20 protein-coding genes are annotated in these 25,709 nt (G+C 50.9%); 5 read left to right on the forward strand and 15 right to left on the reverse strand.

The genetic code is table 11. The features are described 5' to 3' along the window. Nucleotides 1-178 precede the first annotated feature (178 nt). The 5 genes from AYJ59_RS08235 to AYJ59_RS08255 form a co-directional block, all read right to left on the reverse strand. Nucleotides 179-748, reverse strand: coding sequence for a hypothetical protein (locus tag AYJ59_RS08235; protein WP_127119833.1), 570 nt, complete (start codon nt 746-748; stop codon nt 179-181). A 135-nt stretch (nt 749-883) separates the two neighbouring features. After that, the gene (gene lpdA / locus AYJ59_RS08240; RefSeq protein ID WP_127119834.1) at nt 884-2,653 is read right to left on the reverse strand and encodes a dihydrolipoyl dehydrogenase; all 1,770 of its coding nucleotides are present in this window, start codon (nt 2,651-2,653) and stop codon (nt 884-886) included. Nucleotides 2,654-2,666: 13 nt separating this feature from the next. Further along, on the reverse strand, nt 2,667-3,983 hold the full coding sequence (aceF, locus tag AYJ59_RS08245; RefSeq protein WP_127119835.1) for a dihydrolipoyllysine-residue acetyltransferase: 1,317 nt from the start codon (nt 3,981-3,983) through the stop codon (nt 2,667-2,669). A gap of 95 nt (nt 3,984-4,078) precedes the next feature. Beyond that, nucleotides 4,079-6,739: a pyruvate dehydrogenase (acetyl-transferring), homodimeric type gene (aceE, locus tag AYJ59_RS08250; protein WP_127119836.1), complete on the reverse strand. Its 2,661-nt coding sequence runs from the start codon at nt 6,737-6,739 to the stop codon at nt 4,079-4,081. 402 nt (nt 6,740-7,141) lie between these two features. Then, a complete protein-coding gene (locus AYJ59_RS08255) occupies nt 7,142-7,636 on the reverse strand; it encodes an RNA pyrophosphohydrolase (RefSeq protein ID WP_029937859.1) in 495 nt (164 codons plus the stop codon). A 252-nt stretch (nt 7,637-7,888) separates the two neighbouring features. On the opposite strand from AYJ59_RS08255, the gene AYJ59_RS08260 reads away from it, so the two are divergent. Together AYJ59_RS08260 and AYJ59_RS08265 are read left to right on the forward strand one after the other, a co-directional pair. Further along, nucleotides 7,889-8,548 (forward strand): HAD family hydrolase, encoded by a 660-nt coding sequence (locus AYJ59_RS08260; RefSeq protein WP_127119837.1) that lies wholly within the window; start codon nt 7,889-7,891, stop codon nt 8,546-8,548. A 113-nt stretch (nt 8,549-8,661) separates the two neighbouring features. Beyond that, on the forward strand, nt 8,662-10,269 hold the full coding sequence (locus AYJ59_RS08265; RefSeq protein ID WP_127119838.1) for a GGDEF domain-containing protein: 1,608 nt from the start codon (nt 8,662-8,664) through the stop codon (nt 10,267-10,269). Between the two features lie 83 nt (nt 10,270-10,352). Here AYJ59_RS08265 and ffh read toward each other — a convergent pair whose 3' ends face one another. Further along, on the reverse strand, nt 10,353-11,732 hold the full coding sequence (gene ffh, locus AYJ59_RS08270; protein ID WP_029937856.1) for a signal recognition particle protein: 1,380 nt from the start codon (nt 11,730-11,732) through the stop codon (nt 10,353-10,355). A gap of 227 nt (nt 11,733-11,959) precedes the next feature. On the opposite strand from ffh, the gene AYJ59_RS08275 reads away from it, so the two are divergent. The 3 genes from AYJ59_RS08275 to AYJ59_RS08285 all read left to right on the forward strand — a co-directional run bounded on the left by AYJ59_RS08275 (nt 11,960) and on the right by AYJ59_RS08285 (nt 15,021). Then, nucleotides 11,960-12,769 carry a cytochrome C assembly family protein gene (locus tag AYJ59_RS08275; RefSeq protein ID WP_029937855.1) on the forward strand — a complete coding sequence of 270 codons (810 nt, stop codon included), beginning with the start codon at nt 11,960-11,962 and terminating at the stop codon, nt 12,767-12,769. 134 nt (nt 12,770-12,903) lie between these two features. Then, a complete protein-coding gene (locus AYJ59_RS08280; protein ID WP_029937854.1) occupies nt 12,904-14,190 on the forward strand; it encodes an HlyC/CorC family transporter in 1,287 nt (428 codons plus the stop codon). 12 nt (nt 14,191-14,202) lie between these two features. After that, entirely contained in the window at nt 14,203-15,021 is an 819-nt protein-coding gene (locus AYJ59_RS08285) for an inositol monophosphatase family protein (protein WP_127119839.1), read from the forward strand. A gap of 29 nt (nt 15,022-15,050) precedes the next feature. On the opposite strand, the gene AYJ59_RS08290 is transcribed toward AYJ59_RS08285, so the two are convergent. From AYJ59_RS08290 to murA, 9 genes are all read right to left on the reverse strand, one after another. Beyond that, nucleotides 15,051-17,306 carry a hybrid sensor histidine kinase/response regulator gene (locus AYJ59_RS08290; RefSeq protein ID WP_127119840.1) on the reverse strand — a complete coding sequence of 752 codons (2,256 nt, stop codon included), beginning with the start codon at nt 17,304-17,306 and terminating at the stop codon, nt 15,051-15,053. Nucleotides 17,307-17,399: 93 nt separating this feature from the next. Then, the gene (radA, locus tag AYJ59_RS08295) at nt 17,400-18,773 is read right to left on the reverse strand and encodes a DNA repair protein RadA (protein ID WP_127119841.1); all 1,374 of its coding nucleotides are present in this window, start codon (nt 18,771-18,773) and stop codon (nt 17,400-17,402) included. A gap of 54 nt (nt 18,774-18,827) precedes the next feature. Beyond that, nucleotides 18,828-19,487, reverse strand: a complete 660-nt coding sequence (locus AYJ59_RS08300; RefSeq protein ID WP_029937850.1) for a cytochrome c1 — start codon at nt 19,485-19,487, stop codon at nt 18,828-18,830. A 1-nt stretch (nt 19,488) separates the two neighbouring features. Then, complete coding sequence (locus AYJ59_RS08305) at nt 19,489-20,721, reverse strand: cytochrome b (protein WP_029937849.1); 1,233 nt, start codon at nt 20,719-20,721, stop codon at nt 19,489-19,491. Next, nucleotides 20,721-21,332, reverse strand: a complete 612-nt coding sequence (petA, locus tag AYJ59_RS08310) for a ubiquinol-cytochrome c reductase iron-sulfur subunit (RefSeq protein WP_029937848.1) — start codon at nt 21,330-21,332, stop codon at nt 20,721-20,723. Before petA ends, AYJ59_RS08305 begins: the two co-directional genes overlap by 1 nt. 251 nt (nt 21,333-21,583) lie before the next feature. Beyond that, nucleotides 21,584-22,327, reverse strand: a complete 744-nt coding sequence (locus AYJ59_RS08315) for a Nif3-like dinuclear metal center hexameric protein (protein WP_127119842.1) — start codon at nt 22,325-22,327, stop codon at nt 21,584-21,586. Between the two features lie 87 nt (nt 22,328-22,414). Further along, nucleotides 22,415-23,716, reverse strand: coding sequence for a histidinol dehydrogenase (hisD, locus tag AYJ59_RS08320; protein WP_206197860.1), 1,302 nt, complete (start codon nt 23,714-23,716; stop codon nt 22,415-22,417). A 57-nt stretch (nt 23,717-23,773) separates the two neighbouring features. Beyond that, nucleotides 23,774-24,403, reverse strand: a complete 630-nt coding sequence (gene hisG / locus AYJ59_RS08325; RefSeq protein ID WP_127119844.1) for an ATP phosphoribosyltransferase — start codon at nt 24,401-24,403, stop codon at nt 23,774-23,776. Nucleotides 24,404-24,445: 42 nt separating this feature from the next. Then, the gene (gene murA / locus AYJ59_RS08330; protein ID WP_127119845.1) at nt 24,446-25,702 is read right to left on the reverse strand and encodes a UDP-N-acetylglucosamine 1-carboxyvinyltransferase; all 1,257 of its coding nucleotides are present in this window, start codon (nt 25,700-25,702) and stop codon (nt 24,446-24,448) included. Between the last annotated feature and the right edge of the window lie 7 nt (nt 25,703-25,709).

Raw genomic sequence — 25,709 nt, forward strand, 5'->3', positions numbered from 1 at the left:
TTAAGGGCATCCCTTTTCTAACCACCTAGCCCGGTAGGCTTTGGCTAAGATTAGGTCAATCGAGCCCGTCCCCCTATTGATTGAATAAAAAAACCGCGCAAGACGGGTTTAGATAATTCAAAACACCAGTCCTAGTGGTTTTTAGACGAGATTTTGAAAGATCAAATTATATTTACACTTATGACTCAACATCGCTAGTTTGGAATCCATCTGGACAAGAATGATTTTCATGCCTAGTATCGCAGACAGAAGCTGAACGGATAAACCTTACCCATTTACTAAACTGCTCTTTAGAAGGAACAAAACGGAAAGCTTTTTGGATAACATAAAAACTATCATTTCCCTTTATAGCCTTAAATAAGGTCAACTCTCTTTTTCCTGTCGACTTATTTAATGGACACTCTTGCAACCATACAGCAAATGGATATCCATTTTCTTTACCTTCTCTAATAGACACCATCTCCGCTTCTTTGCATACTGACATCCAAATTTTATTCATTCTTTGCTCGAACTGTTTTGGCGTAACATTCTTTAACCCTAAAAAAACCTGCGTTGTTACCATTTCTGTCCAGTTTTTTACTGACTCACTTTCAGGAACCATTTCGGTCATTATCATATTGTCTTTTCTTATTTTGAAATCTATTTTGTAACCTTTAGGCACAGTAACCAGTAAATTCTCATTTTTTAATTCAGCGTAAGATACAGAAGGCAACAATAAAACCAAAAAAAGAACGTAGTGTAATTTCATGAAATAAACCTTTAATTTATCTATTATTAAGAATTCTTAATTTAAAAAAATAAGTAAAAAAACTTAAAATAAATTTTACAATAAAAAACCCGCACAAGGCGGGTTTTAATGGTAAGTATGACTTAAACTAAATCTTTAGTGTTTTTTCTTTGGCGGCATCAAGTCCGTAATCGTCCCCTCCGCCATTTCCGCAGCGAAACAGAGCGTTTCGCTGAGTGTTGGGTGCGGATGGATGGTGAGACCGATGTCTTGCATGTCCGCGCCCATTTCAATGGCGAGCATGGCTTCAGCGACCAGTTCACCGGCGTTCGGGCCGACGATTCCGCACCCTAACAGCCGATGCGTTTCGGCACAGAACAAGGCTTTGGTCATGCCTTCGTCACGGCCCAGGCTCAAGCTACGACCAGACGCGGCCCAAGGGAAAGCGCCTTTTTCGTACTCGATGCCTTCGGCTTTCAACTCGTCTTCCGTTTTACCGGCCCAAGCCACTTCTGGGTCGGTATAGGCGACGGACGGAATGCCCATTGGCGTAAAGGCACTTGGCATGCCGTTAATGACTTCCGCAGCCACTTTACCTTCATGCACGGCTTTGTGCGCCAGCATCGGTTGCCCGACGATGTCGCCGATGGCGTAGATGTGGTCCACATTGGTTTTCTGGCGTTCGTCCACTTCGATAAAGCCCCAGTCGTTGACGGCGACACCGGCTTTTTCGGCATCAATCAACTTACCGTTCGGCGCACGACCGACGGCGACCAGAATGCGATCAAACGTATCGGTTTCCGGGCAGCCTTTGCCTTCGAAAGAAACCACCAGACCTGCGTCCGAGGCTTCCACATTGGTGACCTTGGAACCGAGATAGATGTTTTCGTATTTCTTTTTGATTTGCTTCAACAACGGACGGACAATGTCTTTATCCGCGCCGGGAATGATGTTGTCGGCCAATTCCACAATGGTGACATTTGCCCCCAGAGAATCGTACACCTGCGCCATTTCCAGCCCGATGATGCCGCCGCCGATGACCAGCATGCGATTTGGCACTTCTTCCAGCTCCAACGCATCGGTGGAGTCCATCACGCGCGGATCGTCATGCGGAATAAACGGCAGTTTCACCACGCGGGAACCGGCGGCGATAATGGCGTTTTCAAACGCGATGGTTTGGGTGCCGCCCTCGGCCAGTTCGACCGTGACGGTGTTGGCGGAGCTGAATTTGCCGTAACCTTGCACCACTTGCACATTACGCGCTTTAGCCAGGCCTGCCAAACCACCGGTCAACTTACCAATCACGGAATCTTTGTAATCACGCATTTTGTTGAGGTCGATTTCCGGCTCGGCGAAGGTGATGCCGTGCGCGCCCATTTCGCGGGTTTCGTTCAACACCACAGACATGTGCAATAAGGCTTTAGATGGGATACAACCCACGTTCAAGCAGACACCGCCGATGGAGGAATAACGCTCGATCATCACCACTTTTTTGCCCAAGTCGGCGGCACGGAACGCGGCGGTATAACCGCCCGGGCCGGAGCCCAGCACCAAGACTTCGCACTGAATGTCGGCATCCGGCAAATCGCTGGCGGCGACGGCCGCTGGCGCTTCCGGGGCTTTTTCTTCAGGGGTTTCGTCTGGTGTGACGCTTTCTTCGACATTGGAAGAAACGGTTTCTTCGTCGGCGATTTCGATTTTCCCGACGACGGAACCTTCCTTAACCTTGTCTCCGACGCTGATATTGACCTCGGTCACCTTACCGGCGAACGGCGCCGGGATTTCCATGGTCGCCTTGTCGGATTCCAAGGTCAGCAAGGAATCGTCCTGAATGACTTCGTCCCCAGCGGCGACTAATACTTCAATGACGTCTACTTCAGCGAAATCACCGATATCGGGAATGAGAATATCCACTACTTTACTCATACAACTCTCCCAATTACAGAATCAACTGACGTAGATCGGTCAGGTATTGACCAACGGTGGTGGTGAAGCGCACGCCTTCTGCCCCGTCGATGACGCGGTGGTCGTAAGACACGCTGAACGGCATCACCAAACGCGGTTCGAATTCTGCGCCGTTCCAGACCGGTTGCATCTTGGCTTTGGACAAGCCCATGATGGCGACTTCCGGTGCATTGACGATTGGCGTGAATTGCGTGCCGCCGATGCCGCCCAAGCTGGAGATGGTGAAACAGCCGCCGGACATATCCGCCGGGGTCAATTTGCCGTCACGCGCTTTGGCGGACAGTTCCATCAGGTCTTTGGACAAATCGAAGATGCCTTTTTGATCGACATCGCGCACCACCGGAACGACCAAGCCGTTCGGCGTATCGACCGCGACACCGATGTTGTAGTAATGCTTCTTGATAATGGATTGACCGTCCGGCGACAAGGAGGCGTTGAAGTTCGGGAACTCCTGCAAGGCTTTGACCACGGCTTTCATGACGAACACCAGTGGCGTTAATTTCACACCGGCTTTTTCGGCCTGCGTTTTCATGCTCTTACGGAAGGCATCCATCTCGGTGATGTCGCTTTCGTCAAACTGTGTGACGTGCGGCACATTCAACCAAGAGGTTTGCAGGAACTTGCCGGAGATTTTCTTGATGCGGCCCAGTTCGACGGTTTCGGTTTCGCCGAATTGGCTGAAATCGATTTCCGGAACGGATGGAATGCCCGCGCCGCCTTGTGGCTGGCCGGAAGCCGCGGCCGAACCTTGCATGACCGATTTGATCATGGCTTCGACGTCGTTTTGCTGGATACGCCCTTTTGGCCCGGTGCCGGTGACGGCATTCAGGTCCACGCCCAACTTACGCGCAAAGGCACGCACCGATGGCGACGCGTGATAAGCCGCGCCCATTGACTGAGCATTAACCGGCTTCGGCACAGGCGGTACATTAGGCGCTGGCGCTTTGGTTTCTTGTGGCGCTGGTTTTTCCGCCGGTGCGGCGGCTTTTGGAGCTTCTTTAGCAGGCTCTTCTTTTTTCGCGTCGGCTTTCGGTGCTTCTTCCGCCGCCGCTTCGTCGGCTTCGATGTCTAGAATGTAATCGCCTTCCGCGACACTATCGCCAACTTTGACCGTGACTTTGGTCACTTTACCACTGACTGGAGATGGGATTTCCATGGTGGCTTTGTCCGATTCCAACGTTACCAGAGAATCGTCCACCGCGACCACATCCCCTTCGGCAACCAATACTTCGATGACTTCGACGGAATCAAAATCACCTATATCCGGGATATTAATTTGCTGTGTAGCCATTTTTTTATTCCTTTTTGGATTCGGCTCGCCGTGAGCGAACCGAATGTGAATTCTTTAGGCCGTTTTCACGACCCATGTCTTAACGACACGTGTAATCAAGCATGAACCGGGTAAGGTTTTTCACTATCAATCCCGTATTTCTCAATTGCTTTCTGAACAACTTCCGGCTTGATGCTGCCAGCATCGGCCAGTGCTTTCAAAGATTCCACTACAACGTAGTAGCGGTCCACTTCGAAGAACTTACGCAGTTGTTCACGCGTATCGGAACGTCCGAAGCCGTCGGTCCCTAATACATAGAACTCACCTGGAACATATTCACGAATACGGTTCGGGTAATCGCGAATATAGTCGGTTGCCGCAATAAATGGTCCTTCCGAACCAGATAAAGTGGCTTCACAGTAAGACAGTTTTTGTGTCTCGGTCGGGTGCAACGCATTCCAGCGTGCCGTTTCAATACCGTCGCGACGCAACAGATTGAAACTTGGAGCCGCCCAGATATCAGCCGCGACATCCCATTCGGATTCCAGCATTTCCGCCGCCGCGATGACTTCGCGGAAGATGGTGCCGGAGCCCATAAGTTGTACTTTGTTTTTGTGCTTCGCATCGGATTTCTTGAAGGAGTACAGCCCTTTCAGAATGCCTTCTTCCGACCCTTCCGGCATGGCGGGGTGCGAGTAGTTTTCGTTCATGCACGTGATGTAGTAGTAAACGTCTTCCTTATCGTGGAACATACGACGAATACCGTCACGGATGATGACCGCCATTTCGTAAGCGAATGTCGGGTCGTAGGAAATACAGTTCGGAACCTGGTCGAATTGAATCAGGTTATGACCGTCTTGGTGCTGCAAGCCTTCGCCTTCCAACGTGGTACGACCGGCAGTCCCGCCCATCAAGAAACCACGTGCACGGGAATCCCCGGCGGCCCAAGCCAAGTCACCGATACGCTGATAACCGAACATGGAATAATAAATGTAGAAAGGCACCATGCTCACACCGTAGTTGGCGTAAGCGGTGGCCGCAGCAATCCAGTTGGACATGGCGCCGGCTTCGTTAATCCCTTCTTGGAACACTTGCCCGTTGGCGGCTTCCTTGTACCACATCAATTGGTCGGAATCCATTGGCTCGTAAAGCTGCCCGGCCGGATCGTAGATACCGACTTGACGGAACAGACCTTCCATCCCGAAAGTACGTGCCTCGTCCGGAATAATCGGCACACAACGTGGGCCGATTTTCTTGTCACGCAACAGGATGGAGATGATACGAACGAATGCCATGGTCGTGGACATTTCACGATCTTCCGTGCCTTCGGTCAGCATTTTGAACGCAGACAATTCCGGAACCGGTAAAGGCTCGGCATTGTCTTGACGCGCTGGCAGTTCGCCACCCAACGCTTCACGGCGTTCTTTCATGTATTTGATGATGTCGGAGTTTTCGTCCGGACGGTGGAACGGAATGTCTTTTTCCAGTTCTTCGTCGGAAACCGGCACCGAGAAACGGTCACGGAAGTATTTCAGCCCTTCCAAATCCAGTTTTTTCTGTTGGTGAGCGGTGTTGGCCGCTTCACCGTATTTGCCCATCCCGTAACCTTTGATGGTTTTCGCCAGGATGACCGTTGGTTGTCCTTGTGTTTCGGTCGCGCGCTTGTAAGCATTGTAAATCTTACGTGGCGAGTGACCACCGCGCGTCAGACGGAAAATTTCGTCGTCGGTCATGTCTTTGACCAGTTCGGCGGTTTCCGGATATTTACCGAAGAAATGTTCGCGCACGAAAGCACCATCTTTGGCTTTGTAAGCCTGGTACTCACCGTCCACGACTTCGCCCATACGTTCGATCAATTTACCGGTGGTGTCTTTTGCTAGCAAACGATCCCAGCCGGAGCCCCAAATCACTTTGATGACGTTCCAACCGGCGCCACGGAAAACGCCTTCCAGTTCCTGAATGATTTTGTCATTACCACGAACCGGGCCATCCAAACGCTGTAGGTTACAGTTGATGACGAAAATAAGGTTGTCCAGCTTCTCACGCTTGGCCAACTGCAAAGCACCACGGGATTCCGGTTCGTCCATTTCACCGTCGCCCAGGAACGCCCAGACTTTACGGCCTTGGGTTTCGGACAAGCCGCGTGCTTGCATGTATTTCATGAAACGTGCTTGGTAAATGGCCATCAAAGGCCCCAAGCCCATGGAAACGGTTGGGAACTGCCAGTAATCCTGCATCAACCAAGGGTGTGGGTAAGACGATAAGCCGTTGCCGTCGACTTCCTGACGGAAATTATGCAGTTGATCCACATCCAGACGCCCTTCCATAAACGAACGTGCGTACATCCCCGGCGCAGTGTGCCCTTGGAAGAACACCATATCGGCACCTTGTTCGTGTTTTGGCCCTTTGAAGAAGTGGTTCATCCCGACTTCATACAAAGTACAGCTGGATGCATAAGACGCGATATGCCCCCCGACACTGGTGGTTTTGTTCGCACGCGTCACCATTGCCATGGCATTCCAGCGCAATAAGGCGCGGAGTTTGCGTTCTAGGCCAACATCACCCGGATAGTTGCTTTGCTCTTCCGGTGCAATGGTGTTGATGTAAGGGGTGTTTGCGGAATAAGGAATGTCGATTCCGTGGACACGGGCTTTCTCGATCAAGGAGCCAATAATGTGTTGCGCCTTGTCGGAGCCTTCGAAAGAGACGACCGCCTCTAATGCATCGATCCACTCTTGTGTTTCTTGTGGATCTTGATCAACGAACTTATCGTTCATAAAAAATTAACCTCTTTGGTTGGTTCAAACCTGCTTCAGGGGCTGGGTTTTCCTGAAGCCATTCAGTAGAACGTAGTTCTTACGTCTACCGCCAACAAATCCATTTTGGTTTCCAGCTACTTAGTATTTCCAAAACGTCTGAACTTTTCAGGTTTGGGGACGTACGTCTCCCTATGGCGTAGCTATTACACTACACTAGTTCAAATTAAATGCGCTGGCATCATAACATTTTTTACCTAGTTTTCCTAACGAAGGATGCGCTTTAAGCGCCCTTTCGCCACTTATCGGGTGATGGAATGTCGTTAATATTTTGATTTAAAATGCGAAAACGTAATGGCAATCTTCCCGGGACGGGAACAAAAAGGCGGGAAAATCGACGCGATTGGAGGCGCCGATTCGGAATCAGGCGTGTTCTTTAATCCAGAATTTATTGAGGTGTTCTTCCAACTCGGTCAGCGCTTGCTGATAAACCGATTGTTTGAATTCCACCACATTCTGAACCGGCAACCAATAATCCACCCAACTCCAGCCTTCGAACTCCGGCGTTTCATGAGTGTTCAAATCGATTTTCTCTTCTTCGCTCAGCATGCCGAGCAAAAACCAGATTTGCTTTTGGCCGATACACACCGGTTGGCTGTAATGACGAATCAGGTGTTTCGGTAAATCGTACGACAACCAATCCTGCGTGCGTCCCAATACACGGACATCGGACGGTTCCAGACCGACCTCTTCTTTCAATTCACGGAAAACGGCTTGTTGCGGCGTTTCGTGCTCACGCACGCCGCCCTGCGGAAACTGCCAAGCTTCCTGGTGCATGCGTTTTCCCCAAAACAGCTTCCCTTCCTTATTTACGATAATGATACCTACATTTAAGCGGTATCCCTCTTCATCAATCACGGTTGACCCTTTGGTATTCTTTTTATTTTTCAATATACAATACCGTTAATTATTGCAAGAAAACGCCTTTTGTTTCAATCTCTTTTCACAAAGCTTTGTTCGTAAAATGTCGAAAAGACGTCCAGGCACACCCCAATCCCATGCTGAACGAAATCGTTTTTTCATAAAATGAATCGTGTTTTTCTTCGGAATAAACGCCTAAATAGGCTAAAATGGCGCTTCTTTTTTAATCGAAATAAACTGAATAAAATTATGGCTTTAGCAATCTTTGACCTGGATCACACACTCATCAATGGCGACAGCGACTATCTTTGGGGAAAATTTCTGGTCGAAAAAGGCGTGGTGGACAAAACCTATTACGAAACTCGGAACGACCAGTTCTATGAGGATTATAAAAACGGCACCCTCGATATCATGGCCTATCAGCATTTTTCGCTGGAACCGCTTTCAAAGCATGATATGAGGACCTTGAATGCCTGGCACGACGAGTTTATGGAGAGTTTCATCCGTCCGATCTATCAACCTAAAGCCCAATCTCTGGTGGACGAGCACCGCGCCAAAGGCGACACCTTGCTCATCATCACCGCGACCAACAGTTTCGTGACCCGGCCGATTGCCGAACTCTACGGCATTGAAAACCTGATCGGCACCGACCCGGAGATGAAAGAAAACCGTTACACCGGCGAAGTGGCCGGCACGCCGTCTTTCCAGGGCGGCAAAGTCATACGCTTGAACGAATGGTTGATTTGCAATCACCATGACCTATCCGGCAGCTTCTTCTATTCCGATTCGCAAAACGACATCCCGCTGCTGGACATTGTGGAGAATCCGGTGGCGGTGGATTGCGACGAGACTTTGGCGTCTTACGCTCAAGAGCGCAACTGGCCGATTATCAGCCTGAAAGACCAATAACCACCAGGCCTGGCTGGAAATACCCAAACCGCCGCACCGGTTCGGCGGTATAATAAAATTTAATAGAAACAAAAAAACAACAATAAAACAATCGGTTGCACGTATATTTTCGTATGAAATCTCATCTCATCATTTCACGGCAAACCAAAGCCGAACAAAGCAACCTGCGACGCATCCAACGCGGCCTGTTGCTCGGCATGGCCGCGTTGGTCATCGCCATCACAAGCTTGTCCTGGCATTATTACCAAAAAGACAGACAGGTTTTCATCCACTCCACCGAATCCATCTCACCATCCAAGCTGGACGTGATTTTGGAAGAATTGGTTTATTTGGTCAGTGACGTTATTCAAGACACCTTGTTCATTGCAAAAATGCATCAAGCCTATCTGGAAAATTCGCCGGGCGTGGCCATGCTGCAAACCAAGCAATTATTGGAAAACATTTCCTCCATCAAACCGATTTACGACCAACTTCGCGTGCTCGGCCCCACCGGCATGGAACAAATCCGCATCAACCACACCGAAGAAGGCCCTTATGCCGTGCCGCAAAACCAGTTGCAGGACAAACGGCATCGTTATTATTACCAGGAAGCGCTGGAGGTGCCGAAAGGTCATGTTTACATCAGCCCGATTGACCTCAATATCGAGCACGGCCAAATCGAACGTCCGTACAAACCCATGATGCGTTTTGCCACGCCGGTTTACGACCACAACAACCAGATTACGTCCGTCATCATCGTCAATTACCTCGCACAGGAACTGATCAATGTCCTCAGCAAGTACAGCGAAGGCAATGTCCAGCTGATGCTGTTGAACCATGCCGGTTACTGGATTAAGGCTCCCCGCCCCGACCTGGAATGGGGCTTTATGTTCCCGGAACGCAAAGACACCAATTTCAGCAAATCCTTTCCGGACGTCTGGGAATTGATCTCTAATCAAAAAAGTGGCCGCCTAGAACACCCGGAAGGCATCTTCAATTATGAAACGATTGATTTCGAGAGCATCAAACACGCCAACGAAAAACTCAATCAAACCTTTTCCCTGACCGCATTCACGCCGGAATTCAATAACTGGAAACTGGTGACCTATCTTCCCAAAGACACCATGAATGAAGCCATCGGTTCCATACGCGCCCGTTATGTATTGATTGCCGGGCTGCTAATCATATTGAGCGCCGTCAGCCTGTTCTTGATGTACCAGAACACCTTGAACCGCTACAAACAGCGACAAGCGCTCTTATCCCAGGCTTATTTCGACCAACTCACCGGCGCTTACAACCGTACCTCGCTGGACAATATCACCAAAGAAGCCTTCAAACACAATCAGGACGCGGCGTTCATCTTCATCGACTTGGACGGGTTCAAACCCATCAATGATGAATACGGACACCAGACCGGAGACGAAGTCTTGAAAATCGCCGTCAAACGGATGCAACACCTCTTGCGCAGCAATGATGTATTATTCCGTTTGGGCGGAGATGAGTTCGCTATTTTGCTCGGCGGTCAGTTAACTCATGCCGATATCGAGCACATCGTCACCCGCATCGAAGAAGTGATTGAAAAACCAATGCAAATCAATCAGAACCAGGTCGAAGTTCGCGCCAGTGTCGGTTACAGCTGTTACGGTGAAGACGGTCATGATGCCGACAGTTTGCTGAACGCTGCCGACGAAAAAATGTACGCCGTCAAGCACGCTCGAAAACAGTCCAAGCAACCCGGTTAAACCCGAGGCAACTTGTCAGACATAAAAAAACCGCCAGGCCTGGCGGTTTTTTTATATTGGTGTCACAACCTCCGAAAAAAGGCTTAACGCATGCCCGGTGGCAACATTCCGCCCATGCCCGGCGGCATTTTACCGGCCATGCCGCGCATCATGTTTTTCATGCCGCCTTTGGAGACCTTTTTCATCATCTTCTGCATTTGCGTGAACTGCTTCATCAACTTATTGATGTCCTGCACCGTGGTACCGGAACCGGAGGCAATACGTTTCTTACGCGAGCCTTTGATGATGGCCGGATGCGCACGTTCCTGCGGCGTCATGGAGAAGATAATCGCTTCCAGACGCTTGAAGTCCTTTTCCATCGCCTGATCGTTGATTTGATCCTTCAGCTGCCCCATGCCCGGCAGTTTGCCCATCAAACCGCCGACACCACCCATTTTGTTGATTTGCTGCAATTGTTCCAGAAAGTCTTCCAAATCGAATTGGCCCGACTTCTGGATTTTTTTGGCAAACTTGGCGGCTTTTTTCTGATCGATTTTGGTTTCGGCTTCTTCGATCAAGCTGAGCACATCGCCCATGCCAAGAATCCGCCCGGCCATACGATCCGGGTGGAACGGTTCCAACGCCTCAGTCTTTTCACCGGCCCCGATGAATTTAATCGGCTTGCCGGTGATTTCACGAATCGACAGCGCCGCACCACCACGGGCATCCCCGTCGGTTTTGGTCAGAATCACACCGGTCAACGGCAACGCATCGTCAAAGGCTTTGGCCGTGTTAGCGGCATCCTGACCGGTCATCGCATCGACCACAAACAGGGTTTCCACCGGCTTGACCGCCGAATGCAAACGCTGGATTTCCTGCATCATGTCGTTGTCGATGTGCAAGCGACCGGCGGTATCCAAAATCAATACATCCACAAATTGTTTACGCGCTTCCGCACGCGCATTATTGGCAATATCGACCGGATCCTGATCGGCGGAAGACGGATAGAAAATCACATCAATTTGTTCCGCCAGTGTTTCCAGCTGCTTGATGGCCGCGGGACGGTACACGTCGGCCGACACCACCATGACCTTTTTCTTCTCACGCTCTTTCAACCAGCGCGCCAGCTTGCCGACGGAGGTGGTTTTACCCGCCCCTTGCAAACCGGCCATCATAATGACCGCCGGCGGTTCGACATTGAAGTTCAACGGCGCGGCTTCCTGCCCCATGACTTCGGTCAGTTGTTCACGAACAATTTTGATGAACGCCTGGCCCGGATTCAGGCTGGTGGACACTTCCTGACCGATGGCTCTTTCCTGAACCTTGTCGATGAAACTTTTCACCACCGGCAAGGCGACATCCGCTTCCAACAAGGCACGACGCACATCACGCAACGCGTCCTTGATATTGGATTCCGTTAAACGTCCCTGACCGGTAATCGCTTTAAACGATTTGGCCAGACGATCCGATAGATTATCAAACATAGTCATTCCCTATACGAAGTTCGCGCCAACCGGATTCCATTCGCCCGCCCCGATGCATTCGAAGGCGCTGTGCTTTAAGGAATTGTGCGGAATTTCGTTTCATTTAATTCTGATTTTCGATATTATACGGCTTTAGTCACCAAATATCTAAGATAGCACGGGATTTTCATTGGATTTTTTCAGCCAAAACCGCTCCCCGGCTATCGTTCAAAACCGGAAGGATTAGAATGGCCATCAGCGTTTTCATCGCACTTTTTTCCAGTCTGCTCTATCTGTATGCCACCCATATTCTATGGCAGCGCTTTAAAAGTGACGAGAGCGAAGCGGCGAACTTCAACCGCCACAAGCTATTACTGATCGCCGCCTTGGCCGCCGTCGTGCATTTGATTTCCTTCTCCGGCCACTTGTTCAGCGACGGCATGTTGATGTTCCGCTTCGGTACCGGATTGTCGTTGATTTCATGGATTGCCGTGGTGATTTTGCTGATCACCAACATCAATAAAGCCACCGAAAACCTCGGCATTTTTATCTTCCCGTTGGCGGCATTGACAACCCTGCTCCCGTTCACCGGCACCACGCTTCAGCCATTGCCGCTGGCACTGGGCAGCCACATCCTGATTTCCATCACTGCTTACAGCATCATGGGACTGGCGGCGGCGCAAGCCACTTTGTACGCCATTCAGGAAAGACGATTCCAAAAACGCCAATTGAGCATTGTCTTTAAAAACCTGCCCCCGCTACAAATCATGGAAAAAACCTTGATTCAGCTGGTCATTATCGGATTCATTTTCTTGAGCTTCGCGCTTTTGAGCGGCGTTTTCTTTATGGAAGACATTTTCGCACAACATCTGGTGCATAAAACCTTCTTCGCCATCCTGGCCTGGCTGACCTACGGCCTGTTAATTTTCGGCCACTTTCAGTTTGGTTGGCGCGGTCAAAAAGCGGCTTATTACACCATCTGGGCGTATTTCCTGCTGATTCTGAGTTACATCGGCACCGAAATTGTTCTGAACTTCATGATGCACGCCAAAGGCTGAAGCGCTTTTCAGCCTGGATAAACCCGGCTTTCGAGCCTCAAAAACATCACGCATCCCTGTCGCAAAAATGTCATGGCGAATCCCTTTCAGAATCGCTATAATTTCCTTTCGATTAACTACCCAAAAGAATCATCTTGAACAGTATTCCCATTTCGGTCCTCTTCGGGATCCTAATCTTACTCATCATCCTGTCCGCGCTCTTTTCAAGTTCCGAAACCGGAATGATGGCGCTGAACAAATACCGTCTGAAACACAAAGTCAAAGAAGGCCACAAAGGTGCCATCAAGGTTCAGCGTTTACTGGAATCGCCAGATCGCCTGCTGGGCGTCATTTTGCTCGGCAACAACTTCGTAAACATTTTCGCGTCGTCCGTCGCCACCATCATCGCCATGCGCCTGATCGGCGAAGCCGGTATTGCTTTGGCCGCCGGGCTACTGACATTGGTCATTCTGGTCTTTTCCGAAGTGGCCCCGAAAACTCTGGCCGCACTTTACCCGGAAAAAATCGCCTATCCAGCGGCCTATTTTCTAGAACCGTTATTGAAAGTGCTGTCGCCGCTGGTCTGGATGGTGAATTTTTTCGCCAACAATTTCCTGCGCCTGTTCGGCGTTAAAGTGTCCGACCGAGAAGACGACGATCATGCGTTGAGCCGCGAAGAACTGCAAACCCTGATCAACGAAGCCACCGGGCGTTTGCCGAAACAATACCGCACCATGCTCAACGGCATCATGCAATTGGAAAGCATCACCGTGGAAGACGTGATGATTCCGAAACAGGATATTTACGCCATCGACGTCAGCCAACCGATGGAAGAAATCGTTAAAACCATCCTCAAATCGCCGTTCACACGCATTCCGGTGTACCGCGAAAACATGGACGAGGATTTACTGGGCGTCATCAACCTGCGTAAAGCGCTGCCGTTATTGACCAAACCTGACCTGTCACTGAAGGACATCATCAAGGCGACGCGTCCGGGCTATTTCATTCCGGAAACCACGACCTTGAACATCCAGTTGTCCAGCTTCAACAAGCACAAACGCCACATGGCGCTGATTGTGGACGAATACGGCAACCTGCAAGGCTTGCTGACACTGGAAGATTTGTTGGAAGAAATCGTTGGGAAATTCAGCACCGACACCCGCGAAAAAGCCTTCACTAAAGTGGCGATGCACCAGGACGGTTCCATCACCTTCGATGCGTCGGAATTCATTCGCGACCTGAATAAAACTTACCAGTTCGACTTGCCGACGGACGGCCCGAAAACGCTGAACGGCCTGATTCAGGAAGAATTGGAGACTTTGCCGGAAGTCGGCACCTGCTTGAAGGTCGACAACTACATTCTGGAAGTGACCGAAACCTCTAAGCACGCCATCGAAAAAGTCAAACTGACGCAGGTCGACCCGACACTTCGCTTCAAATAACCAAGGAAAGTTATGTCTTTTATTTTCGAAAACGACCAGGCCTGGCAAACACTGAAAAACGGTATCAAACAACTGGCCCAACAAGAAGTACTGCCGCGTTTCCGTCATGTGGATGCGTCCACCAAAGCCGACGGCTCGGTATTGACCGAAGCCGATACCGAAATGCAAAAAGCCACCGAAGCCTTCCTGAACGAACACTGGCCGCAATTCACCTTTTTGGGCGAGGAATCTTCGGCTCAAGAACAAAAAGACGCACTCGCCTCCAATAACGGTTGCTGGATTCTCGACCCGGTCGATGGCACCAGCAACTTCGCCAGCGACATTCCGGTTTACAGCGTCTCGCTGGCTTTGATTATCCAAGGCGATGTCAAACTGGGCATGGTGTACGACCCGGACCGTGACGAGCTGTTTGCGGCGCGCAAAGGCCAGGGCGCGGAATTGAACGACCGCGCGCTCATCGCGCAAACCACCAAAACGGAATTGAAAAAGTGCATCGGACTCGTCGATTTCAAACGATTGCAGGCGCCGTTGTCAACCGAGCTGGTATTGAAACCGCCTTATGCATCACAGCGCAGTATCGGCTCCGTGGCGTTGGACTGGTGTTGGGTCGCCGCAGGACGCGGTCAACTTTATTGCCACGGCGCCCAAAACATCTGGGATTACGCCGCCGGATGGTTGATTTTGAATGAAGCCGGCGGCAAAAGCGCCACCTTGACGGGCGAAACCGTTTTGGTGTCGGAAGTGGTCAAGCGCTCCGCTGTGGCCGCGACCACACCGGCGCTATTCGACGACTGGTTTCAAATCTTGCAGGATTATCAACACGCCAACTAAATACTGAAAACGCCCAGGCCTGGGCGTTTTTACTCAAACCCCGGCAATCGCTGATTGGCCGTACCCCAAACATTCAATAACCGCTTCAACTGCGATACATCTATCGGTTTGGTCAGGTAATCATTCATACCGGCATCCAAAACCTTTTCACGATCTCCGCTGAGCGCATTGGCGGTCAAGGCGATGATCGGCACACTCGCCCGGCTGGACGGTAATTCCCGAATATGCTGAGTCGCTGTCAGCCCGTCCATTTCCGGCATCTGCATATCCATCAGTACCACATCAAAGGGTGACTCGGCCGTTTCCACCGACTGAACCGCTTCCAGTCCGTTACCGACCACCAACACCTGATGCCCAAGTTTGGACAAAATGGCTTTCACCAATAACTGATTCGGCAAATTGTCTTCCGCCACCAGAATATTCAACGGTGCCGTTTCCATTTCCGGTGACACCTCCACCGGTTTTTCCGGCGCTTTGGCCGTTACCAGCGGCAATTCGAACCAGAAGGTGCTTCCTTGGCCATATTCACTGTCAATGCCGATGTCACCGCCCATCATGTACACCAGCTTTTTACAGATGGACAAGCCCAACCCGGTGCCGCCGAATTGACGCGTGGTGGACGCATCGGCTTGCGTGAACGCAGAAAACAATTTATCGATTTGCTCAGGACGAATGCCAATACCGGAATCCGTCACCTCAAAGCGCACACGTTTGTTCTCGGTCGGCCGAACCCGAATCGATATTTCCCCTTCCGAGGTGAATTTCAGCGCATTGCCGACCAGGTTCAAAAGGATCTGTCGTACGCGTGCCGCATCACCGAGGTAAAACGCCGACAAGCCATCCGAATAGTGTTCCGAAAGCTTGAGACCCTTTTTATCCGCCAACAGACGATTCATATCCAGAATGCTGCCGACCAACGTCGACAAGTCGAACGCCGCCGATTCCAGCTCCACCTTATTGGCTTCCAGCTTGTTGAAATCAAGGATATCGTTAATCAACTGCAACAGATGCTCACCGGAATGGCGAATCATATCGACGTAATGCTTTTGTTCGTCTTCCAGCACCATATCCTGCAACAGTTGCGCGGTCCCAATCACCGAGTTCAACGGTGTACGGATTTCATGGCTCATCACTGATAAAAACTCGGACTTGGTTTGTACCGCTTCTTCCGCGGCGATTTTCGCATCACGCTGTAAGTCTTCCGCCAATTTACGCTCGGTGATGTCGAGCGAGAAACCGAGCAGCCAGTTTTTGACCGAGTCGTCTTCGTAAATGGTAATCGGACCTTTCCCCTGCATTAACCAACGGCATTCGCCGTTCGGCAATTGCACCGGTTCTTCGGTGACCATCAAGCGTCCGGATTCGACCACCTGCTGATCTTGCAAGGCCGATTGTCTGGCCTGCTCAATCGGGAAAATTTCATAATCGGTTTTACCGATGGCCATGGCGCGATCGATGCCAGTATCTTTTTCGGTTTGCTCGCTGAAAAAGCGGAAACAGCCTTTGTCATCTTTTACGTAAATGCTAGTCGGCAAGCTGTCGATGATTTGTTCAACCAGTTGTTCACGTTGTTTCACCATGTCTTCGACAAATTTTCGTTCGGAAATATTGACCAGATTGCCGACAAAACGCACCGCTTCATCGTCTTCGGTATCTTTGATTGCCTTACCACAACTTTGCAACCAGATGTAAATGCCCATCGCTGTTTTGAAACGAAACTCCACTTCAAACGGCCAAGCGGTTTCCAGATGCATTTCCAGCGCTTCGTCCACCGCCTCGATATCATCCGGGTGGATGCGTTTAAAGAAATCGGATTTGGTTCGCCCCAAATCGGATACGGTGACACCGCAGATTTCATGGACATTACGACTGTATTTGACCGTTTCGTCGGTCAGGTTAAAATCGAACACGCCATTATGGGAAGCTTCCAGAACGGTTTCATAGAAATCGAAAATACCGTCGTCTTCGGAATGGTGTTCGGAAAAATCGGGAAAAAACTGCACCAACAAACGGCCTTGGTACGGTGTCACAATGAAACGTAACGACTGGATATTGCCGGGAATTTTATGCAGAAAACTGCTGGGAATGCGTTTTTTGTCGGCTTCCAACAGCGATAAGCGCAAGGATATGTCCTGCGAGATGTCGTAATCGCCCCAGATGGCTAGGGCAGCGTCATTTTGCGACTCAATCCACCATTCCGCTTCGCCGCGAGACTGCACCACGGCCGAAGCGAGTTCAACGTCTCCAAGGTGAATGGCGTCCAGCCCGGTGGATTGATGTGTCATAGCCTGATATCACCTGCCGTGATTGGGAAGATATAGGGCTATTCTACATGAAATCCCCTGCAATAGAACGGGGTAAAACTCCGTAGACGTGGCCTAAATTTGCGCCAACGCCTGCTGAAGCGTCGAGACGCCGATGACTTCCATACCGGGCACGCCGCCTTTCGGAATATTGGCATTCGGCACAATGGCTTTTTTAAAACCGTGCTTGGCGGCTTCGAGAATGCGTTCCTGCCCGCTGGAAACCGGCCGAATTTCGCCGGACAGCCCCACCTCGCCAAACACGATTAAATCCTGAGGCAATACTTTGTTTTTTAAGCTGGAGACAATCGCACACAATACGGCCAGGTCCGCGCTGGTCTCACTGACCTTCACGCCGCCCACCACATTGACGTAAACATCCTGATCCCCAGCCTGCACCCCGGCATGACGGTGTAACACGGCCAGCAACATCGAGAGACGGTTGTACTCCAAGCCGACCGTTACCCGTTTCGGCGCGCCGTAGGGAGATTCGTCCACCAAGGCTTGAATTTCCACCAACAACGGCCGAGAACCTTCCCAAAGCACCATCACTGCCGAACCGGGCGACGGTTCTTCCGCGCGAGACAAAAAAATCGCCGACGGGTTTTTGATTTGCTTCATGCCCTTGTCGGTCATGGCGAACACGCCCAATTCATTGACGGCGCCAAAACGGTTTTTGATAGCACGTAACGTTCGAAAGCGGCTATCGGACTGCCCCTCCAAAAACAGCACCGTATCGACAATGTGTTCCAAGACTCGAGGCCCGGCCACTTCACCGGATTTGGTCACGTGACCGACCAAGAAGACCATGATCTGATTCTGTTTGGCGAAACGCGTCAGATACGCGGCCGATTCGCGCACTTGCGACACACCGCCCGCGGCACTGCTGACGTCACCCAACTGCATGGTTTGAATCGAATCGACCACCATCACTTTAGGCTGTTCGGTTTGCGCCGCCATGGTAATGGCTTCCACATCGGTTTCCGTCAGCAAGCGCAGTTTATCTTCCGGCAGACTCATGCGTTTGGCGCGCATGGCCACCTGCTGCAAAGATTCTTCACCGGTGACATAGAGCACTTTTTGGCTCTGGCTTAATTGACAGCAAACCTGCAGCAGCAAGGACGACTTGCCGACGCCCGGGTCGCCGCCAATCAACACCACCGACCCCGGCACAATACCGCCCCCCAATACCCGATCCAACTCGGACAGGCTGGAGTCGACGCGTGGCACTTCCGACAGCTCGACTTCATTGACCGACATCACGGTTTGTTCGGATGCGCCGGCATAACCGACGGTTTGCGCCCGCCCGGAGGCTTTGGTTTTGGAGGCGGAGACCTTGAACTCCTTCAAGGAATTCCATTCACCGCAGGCCGTACATTGTCCTTGCCATTGCGCGTAATCCGCACCACACTCGGTGCAGACATACGCCAGTTTCACTTTTTTAGCCATTTCAGACATCACCTAAACAAAAAAGCCCGCAGAGCGGGCTTTCGAAAACAGCGATCAATGCTTGATGTCTCGCCAGTATTCTTTTTTCAATAAATAGGTCAACAGAATCAGGACCAATAGGAAGAGAATGACCTTCCAGCCCAAGTCGTGACGTTGCAGTTTAGCCGGTTCCCCCGCGTACTCCAAGAAGTTGGTGATATCGCGCGTGGCCTGCTTAAACTCTTCGGCCGACATGTGACGCTGCATACCTTCCAAGACATGCGGCATGACCGTGCCGTGCAATAGGCGGTTATCCCATTCACCGGTTTTCTCGTCCAACTCATAGCCTCGCATGAAGCTATAGATGTAATCGGAGCCTTTCAAGCGCGCCATCAGCGACAAATCCGGAACTTTCGTACCAAGCACTTCTTCATCAACGCCTGGCAACATACGCGTGGTGACGTTGTCCACCGCTCGGTTCTGACCGTAAGTCATCGCTTCGACCACTTCCTCATCGGTCCAACCGAAATCCCGCGCGATACGGTTATAACGCAGGTATTTCACCGAGTGGCATGCCATGCAGTAGTTTGAGAACAATACCGCACCGCGTTTCAGCGAGTCCTTGTCTTCCAGGCTGTTATCGGCCTTTTCCAAATCCAATGCCGGACCGCCAGCGGCCAAACCGGCCAGCGGGAAAAGCATGCATAAAATGAAAATTGAACTGATTTTTCTCATGTTAACTGACCCTCTCCGGAATTGGCTTGGTTTTCTCACTCACCGATGTGAATGGCAAGATAATGAAGAACAGGAAATAGGTCGCGGTGAAAACGCGCGCCAATTTCGTCAGTTCCGGTGTCGCCGGCTGCGTTCCGAGCCAGCCAAGTACTAAGAAGCTCACAACAAACATGGTCAGCAATACTTTAAAAGACGCCCCGCGATAACGGATGGACTTCACTTTACAACGGTCCAACCACGGCATAGCGAAGAGCACTGCAATCGCCGCACCCATGGCGATAACACCCAGCAGCTTATCCGGCACCGCTCGCAAAACCGCATAGTATGGTGTGAAATACCAAACAGGGGCAATGTGCTCCGGTGTCTTCAAGGGGTTCGCCGGTTCAAAGTTCGGCGGTTCGATGAAGTAGCCGCCGCCTTCCGGGAAATAAAACACCACTATGGCGAACAGCAACATGAAGACGGACGCGCCGAACAAATCCTTAACCGTATAGTAAGGATGGAACGGAATACCATCGATCGGCAACCCTTTTTCGTTTTTATACTTTTTGATTTCCACACCGTCCGGGTTGTTGGACCCGACCTTATGCAGCGCCACGATGTGCATAAACACCAGAATCACCAACACCAACGGCAAGGCAATGACGTGCAATGCGAAGAAGCGGTTCAAAGTGGCATCAGAGATGACGAAGTCACCCCGCACCCATACCGCTAAATCCGGTCCCACAACGGGTATGGCTCCAAATAGGGAAATGATGACCTGTGCGCCCCAGTAAGACATTTGTCCCCAAGGCAACAAATACCCCATAAAGGCTTCCGCCATCAACACCAGGAAGATCAGCATCCCCAATATCCACACCAGCTCACGCGGGTTCTTGTAGGAGCCGTAGAGCAGCCCCCGCATCATATGGAAATAAATCACAATGAAGAACGCCGACGCTCCGGTGGAGTGCATGTAGCGAATCAGCCAGCCCCACTCGACATCGCGCATGATGTATTCAACGGAATTGAACGCTTCCGCCGCACTCGGCTTGAAGCTCATCGTCAGCCAGATACCGGTGACGAATTGGTTGACCAGCACCAACAGCGCCAGTGAACCGAAGAAATACCAGAAGTTGAAATTCTTAGGCGCGTAATACTCGGCCACATGCTCGTTCCATGTGCTGACAAGCGGATAACGCGCATCCAACCAGGCCAGTAGAGAGTTTTGAGGTTTCTTGTGTTCTGTTTGCATCAAACCACTCCTTCTTCAGGGTTTTCACCCACTCTAATGACCGAATCGGAAACATAACGATAAGGTGGAATTTCCAGGTTAGTCGGCGCCGGAACGCCTTGGAAAACACGGCCCGCCAAATCAAAACTGGAACCGTGACACGGACAGAAGAAACCGCCTTTCCAGCCTTTCGCCATATCCGGTGAATCGACCGCCGGGCGATACATCGGCGCACAGCCCAAGTGGGTACAGACACCGACGACGACCAAGTATTCCTCATTCAAGGCTCGGACTTCGTTTTTACAATATTCCGGTTGCACCGAGTTATCGGAATTCGGATCACGCAACTCATTGTCCAATGTCGGCAGAATGCTCAACATTTCCGTCGTCCGTCTGACGACCCAAACCGGTTTACCACGCCAGGAAACCGTCAACATTTGCCCAGGTGACAACAAACTCAAATCTGCATCCACAGGAGCCCCGGCGGCCTTGGCTTTTTCGCTCGGCTGCCAGGAGCTCACGAAAGGAACCGCTACAAAGGTAGCGCCTGCCGCCCCTAAAACACCCGTCGCGGCCGTTAATACTTTACGACGCGTCAGGTTTTTGTTCTCAGTCTGCTCTTTTGACGACATAGAGACTTCCTCTTTTGTCCATTTTCTTAATCGTTATACGTTGATCGTATTTTTAAATTTTCTCGCGGCAAAGCCCGTGGCAAGCCCGAATAAACCTTAAAAATAATCAAAGCGGCTGGCTATTTTACCAAAGCAAAATTAATCCTTACATCAATATCTATTTATGACCATTAAAAATATTTTTATAAATAAAACTAATCATAGACATAAAAAAAATTGTTCATAAACCGACCATTCAAGTCGGTTTTTAGTCAAACCGGGTTAGGAATATCCACAAAAATTACTTCCAAATCAAACTCTTGCGCTAACTTTTCACCCAGCGCCTTGACCCCGACACGCTCGGTAGCATGATGCCCGGCCGCTAAGTAATGCACCCCACTTTCAAGCGCTTGATGCGTGGTTTGTTCCGATACTTCGCCACTGAGAAACACATCCGCCTGCCAGTCAATAGCTTGCTGGATATAGCCTTGCGCCCCGCCGCTGCACCAGGCCACCGTTTCAACCGTTTCCGGACCGCCCGGTAAATGTAACGGCGTGCGATCCAGGGTGGCTTCCACCGTCTGGATAAACTCGCTGATCGGCTTCGGAGAGGCCAAACGCCCCAGTCGAACCAAGCTTTTTGCATCCGGCGTGATGTCCTCCAGTTCCCACAGTTGGCCGAGCATCGCATTATTCCCGACGACCGGGTGCGCATCCAATGGCAGGTGATAGCCCAATAGATTGATGTCATTCATCAGCAAACTGCGGATACGCTTTTGTTTCATGCCCGTTAGGGTTACCGGTTCATTTTTCCAGAAATAGCCGTGATGCACTAAAATTGCATCCGCTTCCTGTTCAATGGCGGCATCGATCAACGCCTGACACGCCGTGACACCGGTGACGATTTTAGCGATTTCCGTTTTACCGGACACTTGCAATCCGTTCGGCGCATAATCTTTAAAATCTGCGACTTGCAGATAGGTATCCAAATATTCGGTCAGTTCGTGAATGTGCATTGCTTCTCCCCTGCAACCCAGCGGTTGCGTATATTGCGGACAAAAAAAATGACCAGGCCTGGTCATTTTTTATGAATCGAACACGAATCAGTCTTTCACACGATAACGTGCCGAAGCGGCGTGCGCTTGCAACCCTTCGCCATCGGCTAGGACGCCGGCCACTTGACCCAACACATTGGCACCTTCCGCCGAACACATAATCAAGCTGGAACGCTTCTGGAAGTCGTAAACGCCCAATGGCGACGAGAAACGCGCGGTACGTGACGTCGGCAATACATGGTTTGGCCCGGCACAGTAATCGCCTAACGCCTCGGCTGTGTAACGGCCCATGAAAATCGCACCGGCGTGGCGGATTTTCGGCAACAAAGCCTGCGGCTCTTCAATCGACAACTCCAAATGCTCCGGTGCGATGTAATTGATCATCTCCACGGCTTGATCTTCGTCGTCCACCACAATGATGGCACCACGATCGGTAATGGCTTTGGTAATGATTTCTTCACGCGGTAAGGTTTTCACTAGACGGTTCATGCTGTCATAGACCTTCTCGGCAAATTCCGCATCCTGCGTCACCAAAATCGATTGTGCATCTTCATCGTGCTCCGCTTGTGAGAACAAGTCCATCGCAATCCAATCCGGGTTGGTTTGACCGTCGCAGTACACCAAAATTTCCGAGGGCCCGGCAATCATGTCAATGCCGACGGTACCGAATACTTCACGCTTGGCCGTCGCCACGAAAATATTCCCTGGCCCGACAATTTTATCCACTTGCGGAACGGTTTCGGTGCCATACGCCAAGGCCGCCACCGCTTGGGCGCCGCCCAGCTTGAAGACGCGATCCACGCCGCAGATTTCCGCAGCCGCCAGCACCATGTCATTGACGTCTCCATCCGGCGTCGGCACCACCATGATCAATTCCGGCACACCGGCCACTTTCGCCGGGATGGCATTCATGATTACAGAAGACGGGTACGCGGCCTTGCCGCCCGGCACATAGAGTCCGACCTTATCCAATGCCGTGACCTGCTGCCCCAGCAAGGTGCCGTCGTCTTCGGTATAAGACCAGGATTTACCCACTTGTTTCTCATGGTAGTCACGCACGCGTTTGGCAGACAATTCCAAACCGTCACGCTGATCGGCCGGAATGCGCTCCAGTGCCGCTTTCAACTCCGCTTTCGGAATTTCCAAATCCGCGCCGGCCGATAAGGCCAAACGGTCAAACTTTTCCGTGTATTCCAGCAGCGCCACATCACCCTTTTCACGGACATTGCGCAAAACGTCCTTAACAATCTGATTCACCGAATCATTGGAAACCGTTTCCCAAGCCAACAAAGCTTCCAATTCGGCTTTAAACCCTTCATCGTTTGCAAATAGTTTTCGAACTTTCAACATTTTCATTTCCATCTTTTCAGGAAGCCGCTCATCCATCGGCTTCAAACCGTCAGGCGATTATTCAATCGCCGATTTAAATTTCTCAACAATATCGTTAATTTGATTGAATTTGGTTTTATAAGCATGCTCGTTCACAATCAAGCGCGAGCTGATATCGGCAATGTGCTCTTCCGGCACCAGGCCATTTGCTTTCAGTGTATTACCGGTATCGACCAAATCGACAATCTTATCCGCCAAGTCGATTAACGGCGCAATTTCCATGGAACCGTACAATTTAATCAAGTCCACCTGCTGGCCTTTTTCCGCGTAATAGGCTTTGGCCGATTGAATGTACTTGGTGGCGATTTTCAAACGATGCCCATGCGGTTTAGCTTCTTTCGGCCCCGCCACCATCAACTTGCACTTGGCAATCTGCAGGTCCAGCAATTCATTCAAATTGTCGGTCGGCGCTTCCATCAACACATCTTTACCGGCCACACCGATATCCGCCGCGCCATGCGCGACATAAGTCGGCGCATCGGTGGCACGGACAATCAGCAAGCGCACATTCTCGTGGTTAGTCGGAATAATCAGTTTACGGCTTTTGCTCGGATCTTCGGACGGCAAAATGTTCGCCGCTTCCAGCAAAGGCAAGGTATCTTTGTAAATTCGCCCTTTCGAGAGCGCTATCGTTAATTGATCAGCCATTATTTCGTCTGTTGCCGTGGCAACGTCCTCTTCATTCGTTTATCAGTTCGCTCGGTAAATATGGGCACCGAGCTTATGGAATTTTTCTTCAATCAGTTCATAGCCCCGATCGATATGATAGATGCGGCTCACCACCGTTTCGCCGTGCGCAATCAAACCGGCGAGAATCAAACTGGCCGAGGCTCTCAAATCCGTCGCCATAACAGGCGCGCCCACTAAATGGTCGACACCCTGGGTGTAAGCGGTATTGCCTTCCACATGGATATCCGCCCCCATGCGTACCAATTCCGATACATGCATGAAACGGTTTTCAAAGATGGTTTCTTCCACCTTCGCTTTGCCTTTGGCGATGCTGTTCATCACCACGAACTGTGCTTGCATATCGGTCGGGAACAACGGATACGGATCCGTAACGACGTTCACCGGCTTCAACTCGCGGCCACGCATATCCAGTGTAATGGTGTCTTCCGTCCATGAAACATCGGCGCCGGCTTCGGTAAATTTCTCGAGCACCGCGGTCAAATGCTCCGGCACCACATGCGTCACGGTGACACAACTTTTGGTCAAAGCCGCTGCCGCCAGATAGGTTCCGGCTTCAATCCGGTCGGGAATGACTTTATAAGAAACGCCCTGCAAGCGCTCCACGCCGTCAACCACCAGCGTATCGGTATCGATGCCACTGATTTTCGCCCCCATGGCGTTCAAGAAGTTCGCCAAGTCGGACACTTCCGGTTCACGGGCCGCATTGCGCAAAATGGTTTGACCTTCCGCCAATACCGCTGCCATCAACAGGTTTTCCGTCCCCGTTACCGTCACCGGTTCCATCGTGATGTCGGCGCCTTTCAAACGGTCGGCTTTGGCAATAATGTAGCCTTGCTCCACTTTAATGTCGGCACCCATTTTCTGCATGCCTTCAATATGAATATTAACCGGACGCGAACCGATCGCACACCCACCCGGCAAGGACACTTTCGCTTCGCCAAAACGAGCCAGCAACGGTCCCATGGCCAGAATCGAGGCCCGCATGGTCTTCACCAATTCATAAGGTGCTTCTTTGGTGGTGATATTGGATGCATCGATTTCAATGTTCAAATGCTCGTCGAACATCACCTCAACCCCCATCGTCGCCAACAACTGAATGGTAGTCGTCACGTCTTTCAGGTGCGGCACGTTCGACAAGGTCACCGGCGTTTCCGACAACAGGCAACCCATCAAAATGGGTAAGGCGGCGTTTTTCGCGCCGGAAATCTGTACTCTTCCAGAGAGTTGGCAAGGACCTTCTATGACTAATTTATCCATTCCTCAC

The sequence above is a fragment of the Thiomicrospira sp. S5 genome (assembly GCF_003991075.1).
Lineage (GTDB): Bacteria > Pseudomonadota > Gammaproteobacteria > Thiomicrospirales > Thiomicrospiraceae > Hydrogenovibrio > Hydrogenovibrio thermophilus.

Bases quoted from the DNA above. Each gene is read 5' to 3' on its own strand.
- AYJ59_RS08300 (WP_029937850.1), bottom strand. From the start codon at position 19,487: ATGAGAAAAATCAGTTCAATTTTCATTTTATGCATGCTTTTCCCGCTG.
- AYJ59_RS08315 (WP_127119842.1), bottom strand. From the start codon at position 22,327: ATGCACATTCACGAACTGACCGAATATTTGGATACCTATCTGCAAGTC.
- AYJ59_RS08275 (WP_029937855.1), top strand. From the start codon at position 11,960: ATGGCCATCAGCGTTTTCATCGCACTTTTTTCCAGTCTGCTCTATCTG.
- hisD (WP_206197860.1), bottom strand. From the start codon at position 23,716: ATGTTGAAAGTTCGAAAACTATTTGCAAACGATGAAGGGTTTAAAGCC.
- aceE (WP_127119836.1), bottom strand. From the start codon at position 6,739: ATGAACGATAAGTTCGTTGATCAAGATCCACAAGAAACACAAGAGTGG.
- murA (WP_127119845.1), bottom strand. From the start codon at position 25,702: ATGGATAAATTAGTCATAGAAGGTCCTTGCCAACTCTCTGGAAGAGTA.
- petA (WP_029937848.1), bottom strand. From the start codon at position 21,332: ATGTCGTCAAAAGAGCAGACTGAGAACAAAAACCTGACGCGTCGTAAA.
- AYJ59_RS08265 (WP_127119838.1), top strand. From the start codon at position 8,662: ATGAAATCTCATCTCATCATTTCACGGCAAACCAAAGCCGAACAAAGC.
- AYJ59_RS08290 (WP_127119840.1), bottom strand. From the start codon at position 17,306: ATGACACATCAATCCACCGGGCTGGACGCCATTCACCTTGGAGACGTT.
- AYJ59_RS08305 (WP_029937849.1), bottom strand. From the start codon at position 20,721: ATGCAAACAGAACACAAGAAACCTCAAAACTCTCTACTGGCCTGGTTG.
- AYJ59_RS08235 (WP_127119833.1), bottom strand. From the start codon at position 748: ATGAAATTACACTACGTTCTTTTTTTGGTTTTATTGTTGCCTTCTGTA.
- aceF (WP_127119835.1), bottom strand. From the start codon at position 3,983: ATGGCTACACAGCAAATTAATATCCCGGATATAGGTGATTTTGATTCC.
- ffh (WP_029937856.1), bottom strand. From the start codon at position 11,732: ATGTTTGATAATCTATCGGATCGTCTGGCCAAATCGTTTAAAGCGATT.
- radA (WP_127119841.1), bottom strand. From the start codon at position 18,773: ATGGCTAAAAAAGTGAAACTGGCGTATGTCTGCACCGAGTGTGGTGCG.
- hisG (WP_127119844.1), bottom strand. From the start codon at position 24,403: ATGGCTGATCAATTAACGATAGCGCTCTCGAAAGGGCGAATTTACAAA.
- AYJ59_RS08260 (WP_127119837.1), top strand. From the start codon at position 7,889: ATGGCTTTAGCAATCTTTGACCTGGATCACACACTCATCAATGGCGAC.
- lpdA (WP_127119834.1), bottom strand. From the start codon at position 2,653: ATGAGTAAAGTAGTGGATATTCTCATTCCCGATATCGGTGATTTCGCT.
- AYJ59_RS08285 (WP_127119839.1), top strand. From the start codon at position 14,203: ATGTCTTTTATTTTCGAAAACGACCAGGCCTGGCAAACACTGAAAAAC.